This is a genomic window from Mycobacterium sp. NGS50, from assembly GCF_059812545.1.
Map to the genome: position 1 here is coordinate 113,528 of NZ_JCALCW010000006.1, position 11,071 is coordinate 124,598.

4 protein-coding genes are annotated in these 11,071 nt (G+C 68.3%); all 4 read left to right on the top strand.

What is annotated here, in order from left to right:
* Positions 1–24 precede the first annotated feature (24 nt).
* The 4 genes from pks13 (at position 25) to AC5Y36_RS06515 (ending at position 11,035) form a co-directional block, all read left to right on the top strand.
* A complete protein-coding gene (pks13, locus tag AC5Y36_RS06500) occupies positions 25–5,325 on the top strand; it encodes a polyketide synthase Pks13 (RefSeq protein WP_500040048.1) in 5,301 nt (1,766 codons plus the stop codon).
* Positions 5,322–6,872, top strand: coding sequence for an acyl-CoA carboxylase subunit beta (locus tag AC5Y36_RS06505; RefSeq protein WP_500040049.1), 1,551 nt, complete (start codon positions 5,322–5,324; stop codon positions 6,870–6,872). Before pks13 ends, AC5Y36_RS06505 begins: the two co-directional genes overlap by 4 nt.
* Positions 6,873–7,041: 169 nt before the next feature.
* Positions 7,042–9,288: a molybdopterin-dependent oxidoreductase gene (locus AC5Y36_RS06510; protein ID WP_500040050.1), complete on the top strand. Its 2,247-nt coding sequence runs from the start codon at positions 7,042–7,044 to the stop codon at positions 9,286–9,288.
* Positions 9,289–9,631: 343 nt separating this feature from the next.
* Positions 9,632–11,035, top strand: a complete 1,404-nt coding sequence (locus tag AC5Y36_RS06515; RefSeq protein ID WP_500040051.1) for an MFS transporter — start codon at positions 9,632–9,634, stop codon at positions 11,033–11,035.
* Positions 11,036–11,071: the final 36 nt, after the last annotated feature.

Here is an 11,071-nt window from a genome sequence, read left to right on the forward strand (position 1 = left end):
ATAGCCCACCGGAGGCGCCTGCACATGACTGAGACACCGGACGACGCCACCCCGGGCCGGACCGAGATGACCGTCGCGGAAATGCGGGCCTGGCTGCGTAACTGGGTGGCCAAAGCCACCGGGCAGCCCGCCGATTCCATCAACGAGTCGGCGCCGATGGTCGAGCTTGGCCTGTCCTCACGTGACGCGGTGGCGATGGCCTCCGACATCGAGGATCTGACCGGCGTGACGCTGTCGGCCACGGTGGCCTTCCAGCACCCCACGATCGAGGCGCTGGCCACGGTGATCGTCGAGGGCGAGCCGGTGCTGGAGGACGACGCCGACGACGCCGACTGGTCCCGCGATGCCGACGTCGCCGATATCGCGGTGGTCGGCCTGGCCACCCGCTTCCCCGGCGACATGAACACCCCCGAGGAGATGTGGCAGGCGCTGCTGGAGGGCCGCGACGCCATCACCGACCCGCCGGAAGGCCGCTGGTCGGAGTTCCTCGACGAGCCCCGTATCGCCGAGCGGGTGGCCAGGGCCCGCACCCGGGGCGGATATCTCAAAGACATCAAGGGGTTCGACTCCGAGTTCTTCGCGTTGTCGAAGATGGAGGCCGACAACATCGACCCGCAGCAGCGGATGGCGCTGGAACTGACCTGGGAGGCGCTCGAGCACGCCCGCATCCCGGCGTCGAGCCTGCGCGGCCAGTCCGTCGGTGTCTACATCGGCAGCTCCACCAACGACTACCAGTTCCTGTCGGTGTCGGATCCGAGCATCACCCACCCCTACGCCATCACCGGCACCGCGACCTCCATCATCGCCAACCGGGTGTCCTACTTCTACGACTTCCACGGTCCGTCGGTGAACGTCGACACCGCCTGCTCGTCCTCGCTGGTCGCCGCCCACGCCGGGGTGCAGGCGCTGCGCAGCGGCGAAGCCGACGTCGCGATCGTCGGCGGGGTGAACGCGCTGATCACCCCGATGGTGACGGTCGGGTTCGACGAGGTCGGCGGGGTGCTGGCTGCCGACGGCCGGATCAAGTCGTTCTCCTCCGACGCCGACGGCTACGCCCGCTCCGAGGGCGCCGGCATGTTGGTGCTCAAGCGAGTCGACGACGCCCGGCGCGACGGCGACCAGATCCTGGCCGTCATCGCCGGGTCCGCGATCAACCACGACGGCCGCTCCAACGGCATGCTGGCACCCAATCCGGACGCGCAGGCCGCCGTGCTGCGCAAGGCCTACAAGAATGCCGGCATCGACCCGCGCACCGTGGACTACATCGAGGCGCACGGCACCGGCACCATCCTGGGTGACCCGATCGAGGCCGAGGGCCTGGGCAAGGTCGTCGGGCGCGGTCGGCCCGCCGACAAGCCCGCGCTGCTGGGGGCGGTGAAATCCAATGTCGGACACCTGGAGTCGGCGGCCGGTGCGGCCAGCCTGGCCAAGATGGTGCTGGCGTTGCAGCACAACAAGATTCCGCCGTCGATCAACTACGCCGGGCCCAACCCCTACATCGACTTCGACGCCGCGCACCTGAAGGTGGCCGCCGAGGTCACCGACTGGCCGCGTTATTCCGGCTACGCGATTGCCGGGGTGTCCGGCTTCGGGTTCGGCGGCGCCAACGCGCACCTGGTGCTGCGCGAGACCCTGCCGCGTGACGTCATCGAGAAGGACCCGGTCGCCGACGAACGGGCTGTTGCCGAAGCGGCCGCCGAGCCGGCCGGCGAGCTGATCGGCGGGGTGCGCTTCGACGAGTACGGCGAGTTCCTGGACTCCGAAGACCGGGTGATTTCCGGACCCGACGAGGAATACGAACTTCCCGGGGTCACCGAGGAAGCGTTGCGGCTCAAAGAGATCGCGCTGGCCGAGCTGGCCGAAGAGGAACCGCCGGTTCCGCTGGTCCCCTTGGCGGTCTCGGGTTTCTTGACCTCCCGCAAGAAGGCGGCCGCCGCCGAGCTGGCCGACTGGATCGACAGCGAAGCGGGCCGGGCCTCCTCGCTGGAGTCGATCGGGCGAGCGCTGTCGCGGCGCAGCCACGGGCGTTCCCGCGCAGTGGTTTTGGCGCACAACCACGACGAAGCCGTCGCCGGGCTGCGGGCGGTCGCCGAGGGCAAGCAGAAGCCCAACGTCTTCGCCGCCGACGGGCCGGTCACCAACGGTCCGGTGTGGACGATGGCCGGTTTCGGTGCCCAGCACCGCAAAATGGGCAAGAACCTGTACCTGCGCGACGAGGTCTTCGCCGAGTGGATCGAGAAGGTCGACGCACTGATCCAGGACGAGCGCGGCTACTCGGTGCTCGAGCTGATCCTCGACGACTCACACGATTACGGCATCGAGACGTCCAACGTCGTCATCTTCGCGATCCAGATCGCGCTGGGCGAGCTGCTCAAGCATCACGGTGCCCGCCCGGCCGCGGTGATCGGCCAGTCGCTGGGTGAGCCGGCGTCGGCGTACTTCTCCGGTGGTCTGTCCCTGGCGGATGCCACCCGGGTGATCTGCTCGCGCTCGCACCTGATGGGCGAGGGCGAAGCGATGCTGTTCGGCGAGTACATCCGCTTCATGGCGCTGGTCGAGTACTCCGCCGACGAGCTCAAGACCGTCTTCGGCGACTTCCCCGGCCTGGAGGTGTGTGTCTACGCCGCGCCCAGCCAGACGGTGATCGGCGGTCCGCCCGATCAGATCGACGCGATCGTCGCCCGCGCCGAGGCCGAGGGCCGCTTCGCCCGCAAGCTGCAGACCAAGGGCGCCGGCCACACCTCGCAGATGGATCCGCTGCTCGGCGAATTCTCCGCGGAGCTGCAGGGCATCGAGCCGTTGACGCCGTCGGTGGCGATCTTCTCGACGGTGCATGAGGGCAGCTACGTGCGGCCCGGCGGCGAGCCGATCCACGACGTGGACTACTGGAAGAAGGGGATGCGGCACAGCGTCTACTTCACCCACGGTGTCCGCAACGCCGTCGACAACGGCTACACCACCTTCCTGGAGCTCGCCCCCAACCCGGTGGCGCTGATGCAGGTGGGCCTGACCACGGCGTCGGCCGGTCTGCACGACGCGCAGCTGATCGCGACGCTGGCCCGCAAGGTCGACGACGTCGAGGCGATGATCTCGGCGATGGCGCAGCTGTACGTCCTGGGCCACGACCTGGACATGCGCACTTTGTTTACCCGCGCTCTCGGTCCGGCGGACTTCGCCGACATCCCGCCGACCCGCTTCAAGCGCAAGGAGCACTGGCTGGACGCGCACTTCTCCGCCGACGCCTCCGCGGTGATGCCCGGCAGCCACGTGGCGCTGCCCGACGGCCGGCACGTGTGGGAGTTCGCGCCGCGCGGCGACACCGACCTGGCCGCGCTGGTGAAAGCCGCTGCGGCGATGGTGCTTCCGGACGCGGTGCTCTCGGCGTCCGAGCAGCGGGCGGTGCCCGGCGCCGACGCGCGGCTGGTGACCACCCTGACCCGCCATCCCGGCGGCGCGGCCGTGCAGGTGCACGCCCGCATCGACGAGTCGTTCACGCTGGTCTACGACGCCGTCGTAAGTCGCGGCGTCGCGGGCACGGCGGCGGTGCTGCCGGCCGCGGTCGGCGCCGGTGCCGCGGTGGCTACGTCGACGGTTGCCGCTCCGGTCGAGGACGAAAAGCCCGACGATGCGGCGATCCTGCAGGACAACCTGACCGCGGGTGCCGGGCTGGCGGCCGGCTTCGCCAAATGGTCGCCGGACTCCGGGGAGACCATCGCCCAGCGGTTGGGCGCCATCGTCGGCGGCGCCATGGGCTACGAGCCCGAGGACCTGCCGTGGGAGGTGCCGCTGATCGAGCTGGGTCTGGACTCGCTGATGGCGGTGCGGATCAAGAACCGCGTCGAGTACGACTTCGACATGCCGCCGATCCAGCTGACCGCGGTCCGCGACGCCAACCTCTACAACGTCGAGGAGCTGATCAAGTACGCGGTCGAGCACCGCGACGAGGTCGAGGCGATGTACGAGCGTCAGCAGACGCAGACCGCCGAGGAGATCGCTGCCGAGCAGGCGGCCATGCTGGCCGGCGCCGCCCCTGTCACCGCGGCTCCCGAGGCTGCCGAAGCACCGGCTGCTGAAGCGGAGACTCCTGAGGCTGCTGCGGCGTCGATCCCGGCGCCGCCCACCAACCCCGCGGGTCCGGGCGTCCCGGCGCCGCCCACCAACCCCGAGGGTCCGGGCGTGAGCAAGGCGACGGCTGCCGCCGCAGCCGCCAAGGTGCTGACCCAGGAAGCGGTGACCGAGGCGCTGGGCGCCGACGTCCCGCCACGTGACGCCGCCGAGCGGGTCACGTTCGCGACCTGGGCGATCGTCACCGGCAAGTCGCCGGGCGGCATCTTCAACGAGCTGCCCGGACTCGACGATGCGACGGCCGAGAAGATGGCCGCGCGGCTGTCCGAACGCGCCGAGGGCACCATCACCGTCGACGATGTGACGTCGGCGACGACCATCGAGGGCCTGGCGACCGTCGTCCGCGACCAGCTCGAAGAAGGGGTGGTGGACGGTTTCGTCCGCACCCTGCGGGCCCCGAAGGACGGTTCCGGCCGGCTCCCGCTGTTCGTGTTCCATCCGGCCGGCGGTTCCACGGTGGTCTACGAGCCGCTGATGAAACGGCTGCCCGATGACATCCCGGTGTACGGCATCGAGCGGGTGGAGGGCTCCATCGAGGAGCGCGCCGCCGAGTACGTGCCCAAACTGCTGGAACTGCACAACGGTCCGTTCCTGCTGGCGGGCTGGTCGCTGGGCGGGGCGCTGGCCTACGCCTGCGCGATCGGCCTCAAGCAGGCCAGCGCCGAGGTGCGCTACGTCGGGCTGATCGACCTGGTGCTTCCCGGGGAGCCGATCGACCAGAGCAAGGAAGGCATGCGCGCCCGCTGGGACCGCTACGCCCGATTCGCCGAGCGGACCTTCAACGTCGAGATCCCGGAGATCCCCTACGAGGAGCTGGAGAAGCTCGACGACGAGGGCCAGGTCCGCTTCGTGCTGGACGTCGTCGCGCAGAGCGGTGTGGAGATCCCGGGCGGCATCATCGAGCACCAGCGCACGTCGTACCTGGACAACCGAGCCCTGGACACCATCGAGATCCAGCCGTACGACGGATACGTCGCGCTGTACATGGCCGACCGCTACCACGATGACGCCATCGTGTTCGAGCCCGCGTACGCGACCCGCAAGCCCGACGGCGGCTGGGGCGAGTACGTCAAGGACCTGGAGATCGTGCCCATCGGTGGTGAGCACATTCAGGCCATCGACGAGCCGATCATCGCTAAAGTCGGGGCGCATATGAGCCAGGCGATCACCCGCATCCAAGCCGAGAGCGAGACCCAGTGAGCAATAAGACCACCGCTGAGTTGCTGGCCGAACTCCACGAGAAGCTCGCGCTGGCCGCCGAGCCCGGCGGTGAGAAGGCCGTCGCCAAGCGGGAGAAGAAGGGCATCCCCAGTGCCCGCGCCCGCATCCACGCGCTGGTGGACCCGGGCACCTTCCTGGAGATCGGCGCGCTGTGCAAGACGCCCGGCGACCCCAACGCGCTGTTCGGCGACGGGGTGGTCACCGGGCACGGCCTGATCAACGGCCGCCCGGTCGCGGTGTTCAGCCACGACCAGACCGTGTTCCAGGGGTCGGTCGGTGAGATGTTCGGCCGCAAGGTGGCCAAGCTGATGGAGTGGGTGGCCATGGTCGGCTGCCCGATCATCGGCATCAACGACTCCGCCGGTGCCCGCATCCAGGACGCGGTGACCTCGCTGGCCTGGTACGCCGAGCTGGGCCGCCGCCACGAGATGCTGCGCGGCATGGTGCCGGAGATCTCCATCATCCTGGGCAAATGCGCCGGCGGCGCGGTGTATTCGCCGATCCAGACCGATCTGCTGGTGGCGGTGCGCGACCAGGGCTACATGTTCATCACCGGCCCCGACGTCATCAAGGACGTCACCGGTGAGGACGTGACCTTCGACGAGTTGGGCGGTGCGGACACCCAGGCCCAGCGCGGCAACATCCACAAGGTGGTCGAAGACGAAGCGGCGGCGTTCGCCTACGTGCGCGACTACCTGTCGTTCCTGCCGGCCAACACCTTTGACGACGCGCCGATCGTCAACCCCGGGCTGGAGCCGGAGATCACCCCGCACGACCTGGAGCTGGACTCGATCGTGCCGGATGCCGACAACACCGCCTACGACATGCACGAGATCCTGCTGCGGATCTTCGACGACGGCGACGTCTTCGAGATCGCCGACCAGCGCGGACCGGCGATGATCACCGCGTTCGCCCGGGTCGACGGGCGGCCGGTCGGGGTGATCGCCAACCAGCCGATGTTCATGTCCGGCGCGGTCGACACCGAGGCGTCGGACAAGGCGTCCAGTTTCATCCGGTTCTGCGACTCCTACAACATGCCACTGGTTTTCGTGGTCGACACCCCCGGCGCGATGCCGGGTGTGGAGGAGGAGACGAAGGGCATCATCAAACGTGGTGGCCGGTTCTTCAACGCGATCGTGGAAGCCGACGTCCCCAAGGTCACGATCATCATCCGCAAGGCGTACGGCGGCGGCTACGCGGTGATGGGCTCCAAGCAGCTGTCGGCGGACCTGAACTTCGCCTGGCCCACCGCCCGCATCGCGGTGATCGGCGCCGACGGCGCCGCCCAGCTGCTGATGAAGCGCTTCCCGGATCCGACCACGCCCGAGGCCCAGGCGATCAAGAAGGACTTCATCGACGGCTACAACGAGAACCTGGCGATTCCGTGGACCGCCGCCGAACGCGGATACATCGACGCGGTGATTCAGCCGCACGAGACCCGGCTGCTGCTGCGGAAGTCGCTGCGGCTGCTGCGGGACAAGCAGATCACCCGCGTGCAGCGCAAACACGGTCTGACGCCGATCTAGTCTCCTGCGCGAGCAGTCTCCTGCGCGAGCAGTCTCCTGCGCGAGCAGACGTAAATGTGCCCTTTTCGTGCCGAAAATGGGCACATTTGCGTCTGGTGGGCAGGGTTTGCGGGTCCACTCAGCGGGACTTACGGTCCTACGCGTCGCGTATTAGCGCTACCGTCGGGCCATGACCGCTGGGCTGCAGATTCCGCTGGCCGTTATCGGTGAAGACGGTCGCCACCTGCATACCTGTCCGCTCTGCGAAGCGATGTGCGGACTGGAGATCCAGGTGACCGACGGCCGGGTGTCCAGTGTGCGGGCCAACAAGGACGACGCCTGGAGTCGCGGCCACATCTGCCCGAAAGGCGCGTCGATCGGCGCCATGCACGAGGACCCCGACCTGATCCGCACCCCGATGATCAAGGTCGACGGGCAATGGCAGGAAGTCAGCTGGCACAGGGCGTTTCAGCGGTGCACCGAGCTGTTGGCCCCGATCATCGCCGAACACGGGATCGCCGCGGTGTCCGCCTATATCGGCAACCCCAGCGCACACACCTTCTCGCTGGGCCGCTACATCGGCGTGCTGCTCGGCATGTCGGGCATCCCGACCAGCTACTCGTCGGGAACCGTGGACCAGTGGCCGAAGAACCTGACGTCGCACCTGATGTACGGCGGCTGGTGGACCATCCCGGTGCCCGACATCGAACGCACCGACCTGCTGGTGATCATGGGCGCCAACCCGGCCGCCTCGCAGGGGTCGCTGATGGCCGCACCCGACGTGATGGGCATCATCGGCGGAATCCGCAAGCGCGGCAGGGTAATCGTCATCGACCCGGTGCGCACGCCCACCGCCGCCCGCGCCGACGAGTGGCTGCCGATCGTGCCGGGCACCGACGCCGCGTTCCTGCTGGGCGTGGTGCACACCCTGTTCGACGAGGACCTGGTGTCGCTGGGTGCGGCCGCACCGCACGTGGACGGTGTCGACTCCGTACGGGCGGTGGCCGCCGACTGGAGCCCGGAGCGGGTGTCCGACGTGACCGGGATCGACGCCGCCCGGATCCGGGAGTTGGCGCGCGAACTCGCCGGCACCGACCGTGCGGTCCTCTACGGGCGCATCGGGACCTGCACCCAGGAGTTCGGCAGCCTGAGCAGCTGGCTCATCGACGTCGTCAACATCCTCACCGGCAACTTCGACAGCCCCGGCGGCAGCATGTTCCCGCGACCGGCGGCGTGGTCGCTGACCACCCAGCCGCAGCCCGGACTCGAGGGCGGCAAGCCCGAATTCGGGCGTTGGACCACCCGGGTGCGCGGCGCCAAGGAGGTGCTCGGGCAGGTCCCGGTGTCGTGTCTGGTGGAGGAGATCGCCACCGCCGGCGATGGCCAGATCCGCGGGCTGATCACGGTGGCGGGCAACCCGGTGCTGTCCACCCCGGCCGGCGACCGGCTCGACGACGCCCTGGCGGGACTGGACGCGATGATCAGCGTCGACTGCTACCTGAACGAGACCACCCGGCACGCCGACGTGATCCTGCCCGGCCTGTCGCCGCTGGAGCAGCCGCATCATCCAGACCTGCTGCTGCAGTTCGCGATCAACAGCATGACCAAGTACTCGCCGCCCGTCTTCGCGCCCATCGACCCCGACCGGCCCGGCGAATGGGAGATCCTGATCCGATTGACCGGGCTGTGCACCGGAACACCGGCCGAGGACGTCGACGTCGCGGTGCTCGACGACGGGTGGTTCGACTACCTGTGTTACACCCAGGGCCTCGACGGCGCGCAGATCCGCCTCCATTACGACCACGGCGGCCCGGAGCGGGTGCTCGACCTGACGTTGCGCACCGGCCCGTTCGGCGACCGCTACGGCGAAAACCCGGACGGGATAACCCTGGACAAGGTCAAGGCGGAGCCCAACGGCGTCAACCTGGGCCCGATGGTGCCGCAGCTGCCGGGTGTGCTCAGTACGCCCGAGCAGAAGATCCGGCTGGCGCCGCAGTACCTGCTCGATGACCTGCCGCGGCTGGCGGACCGGTTGGAGCGACCGTCGGACGGCCTGGTGCTGGTGAGCCGCCGGCATCTGCGGTCGAACAACTCCTGGGTGCATAACGTTCCGGCGCTGATGAAGGGCAAGGACCGCTGCACGCTGCTGATCCATCCCGACGACGCCGCCGAACGCGGGCTGCGCACCGGAGATTTCGCGGTCGTGACGTCGGAGGGCGGCAGCATCGAGGTGCCGGTAGAGATCACCGACGCGATCGCAACCGGCGTGGTGTCGATGCCGCACGGCTGGGGCCACGGCAAGGTCGGCACCCGGCTGTCCATCGCCAACGGCACCCCGGGCGTCAACACCAATGTGCTGTCGCCGCCGACGTTCATCGACGTGCCGTCCGGAAACGGGGCGCTCAACGGCATTCCGGTGACGGTGACGGCGCTGTAGTTCTTTTGCGCGAGCAGACGCAGATGTGCTCACTTTCGTTGAGAAAAGGGCACATTTGCGTCTGCTCGCGCTCAACGCGCTGAACGAGCAGTGCACATTAGCCCCTCGCCGCACCGCGACGGCCCGCCAGTAGGTCTCGACGCGGTAAGCGTTCCATAACACTTTGGTCACTCCAGTAACTTCTGTTTCAGAACGGTTATCGTTTTGCCAGGCGATTCCGTATAGCTGCAACCGCTGAGTCTCGAATCGGTCAGGGGACGATCTCAGTTCCTGCCGAGCGATCGCCAGGCGAGATACCGGCGGCGTAACGAGGTGTGCCAGTGCGTCAACAGGGCGCGGGCCGATGAGCCTGCTGTTGCCGGCGACACCACTCGCGAGCCCACGCGTGTCGCAACCCGACGACGGAAACCGGGTGATCCGCAAGGCAATTGCGGCCTCGGCGATGGGAAACGCCGCCGAGTGGTACGACTACGGCGTCTACGCCGCCGTCGCGACCTACCTGACCGAGGCATTCTTCCCCGGCCCGCTCGGCAGCATCGGAACGATGCTGGGCTTCGCGGTGTCGTTCGTGCTGCGCCCGCTCGGAGGCATGGTGTGGGGCTCCCTTGGTGACCGGATCGGCCGAAAGTCGGTGCTGGTCACCACAATCCTGCTGATCTCCACCACCACCTTGCTGATGGGCACCCTGCCGACGCATGCGACGGCGGGCATCTGGGCGCCGGTCATGCTGATCGTTCTTCGTGTGGTTCAGGGATTTTCGGCCGGCGGCGAGTACGGTGGGGCCGCCACGTTCATCGCCGAATACGCACCCGACGACAAGCGTGGCCGCTACGGCTGCTTCCTGGAGTTCGGCACGCTGGGTGGGTTCGTCTTCGGCACCGCGGTGGTTCTGGGGCTGGAAACCCTGCTCACCCACGACCAGATGGTGGCCTGGGGTTGGCGGGTCCCGTTCTTCGCGGCATTGCCGCTGGGCCTGATCGGCCTGATGCTGCGCACCAGGGTCGACGACACACCGGTGTTCAAGGAGTTCGCGGCGCGCGAGATGCTGGCCGGACGCCGCAGGCCGGGCCTGGTGGATCTGTTGAGCAGCTACGCGCGACCGATCATGGTGATGTTCGCGATGGTGGTCGCCCTCAACGTCACCAGCTACACGCTGCTGACCTATCAGCCGACCTATCTGCACGCGACGCTCGGTTTAGGTGAGCGCAGCAGAACAGCGGTCATCCTGCTGGGCGAGTTGGCCATGATGGCCTGCATCCCGTTCGCCGGCGCTCTGTCGGATCGGATCGGCCGCAAACCCATGTGGCGGAGTTCGATGCTGGGGCTGGGCGTGCTCGCACTGCCGATGTACTGGCTGATGGCACAGGGATTCGGCTGGGCCATACTCGGATTCGCGATCCTGGGGTTGCTGTTCATCCCCCAGTTGGCGACGGTGTCGGCGACGTTCCCGGCGATGTTCCCGACTCAGGTGCGCTATGCCGGGTTCGCGATCTCCTACAACGTGGCGACCACGCTTTTCGGCGGCACCGCGCCGCTGGTCGCCGATACGGTGATCGACAGCACCGGGTGGCGGCTGTTTCCCGCCGCGTATCTCATGCTGGGCTGCTCGATCGGCCTGGCCGCCCTGCCGTTCATGCGGGAGACGGCCGGCTGCCCCATCGGCGGCACCGAAATCCCCGGTGAGGAAACCCTATTCGAGCGCGAGCTGAACACCGGCGGCTGGGCGGTCGCACCGGCGCACCCCTGACAGCGCCGGGCGGGTGGTTCTTGCCCACCGCGAGTG

Coding starts and splice junctions, on each gene's coding strand:
- pks13 (WP_500040048.1), top strand. CDS start 25: ATGACTGAGACACCGGACGACGCCACCCCGGGCCGGACCGAGATGACC.
- AC5Y36_RS06515 (WP_500040051.1), top strand. CDS start 9,632: ATGAGCCTGCTGTTGCCGGCGACACCACTCGCGAGCCCACGCGTGTCG.
- AC5Y36_RS06510 (WP_500040050.1), top strand. CDS start 7,042: ATGACCGCTGGGCTGCAGATTCCGCTGGCCGTTATCGGTGAAGACGGT.